Raw genomic sequence first — 1,010 nt, 5'->3', positions numbered from 1 at the left:
CGTGTCGAGGCAGTACACCGGGACCGCGGGCAAGGTGACCAACTGCCAGGTGGGCGTCTCGCTGCACCTGGCCACCGACCACGCCTGCGCCGCCGTCGACTGGCGGCTGTTCCTCCCCAGGCCCTGGGACCCGGCCTCCGACAAGGCCGACCCGCTCAAGGTGGCCCGCCGCCAGCGGTGCGGCATCCCGGCGGACCTGGGGCATGTGGAGAAGTGGCAGCTCGCACTGGACATGATCGACGAGACCCGTTCCTGGGGCGTGCACGTCCCTCTGGCCGTTGCGGACGCCGGCTACGGCGACACGGCCGCGTTTCGGCTGGGTGTGAACGAGCGCGGGATGAACTACGTCGTGGGTATCTCCACCACCCTCAGCGCCCAGCCGGGCTCCGCCCGGCCCCTCACCCCGCCCTACAGCGGGACCGGACGGCCGCCGGTGGCCCGGTATCCCGATCCGGCGAAGAGCGTGAAGACGCTGGTCATCGAGGCGGGACGCGGTGCGGCCAGGCCGGTGTCCTGGCGCGAGGGCTCACGCCCGGGAAGGGGCCGCACCGGGTGCAAGCGCATGTACTCGCGGTTCGTCGCGCTGCGGATCCGCCCCGCCGGACGGGAGGTCCGCGACCGGGCCGACGGTGCGGAACTCGCCGAGTGCTGGCTGCTGGCCGAGTGGCCCGCCAAGGAGCCCGAGCCGGTGCAGTTCTGGCTCTGCGACCTGCCCGCCGACACCCCGCTGACCACCCTGGTCCGCCTGGCCAAACTCCGCTGGCGCATCGAGCACGACTACCGGGAGATGAAACAGGCCCTGGGACTCGCCCACTTCGAGGGCCGCACCTTCAACGGCTGGCACCACCATGTCACCCTCGTCGCCCTCGCCCACGCCTTCTGCACCCTGCGGAGGCTGGCCCGTGCCCCAAAAGAAACGGCACCGGCCTGAGTCTCTACCAGGTCGTCCGCGAAATGCAGTTCCTCCTCGCAACCTGGGCCGGCGCCTGCCCCACCTGCCACCGCGACAT

1 protein-coding gene is annotated in these 1,010 nt (G+C 71.7%); it reads left to right on the top strand.

Annotated features, from left to right (window positions below; all coding sequences use genetic code 11):
• Positions 1-931 (top strand): IS701 family transposase (locus ACFVHI_RS37190; RefSeq protein WP_380346482.1); only part of this gene is annotated, 931 nt, incomplete at its 5' end.
• Positions 932-1,010: the final 79 nt, after the last annotated feature.

This window comes from Kitasatospora sp. NPDC127121, assembly GCF_042677305.1.
Lineage (GTDB): Bacteria > Actinomycetota > Actinomycetes > Streptomycetales > Streptomycetaceae > Kitasatospora.
Note: the sequence above shows the minus strand (reverse complement) of the source record. Positions and strands in the feature narration are given on the sequence as shown.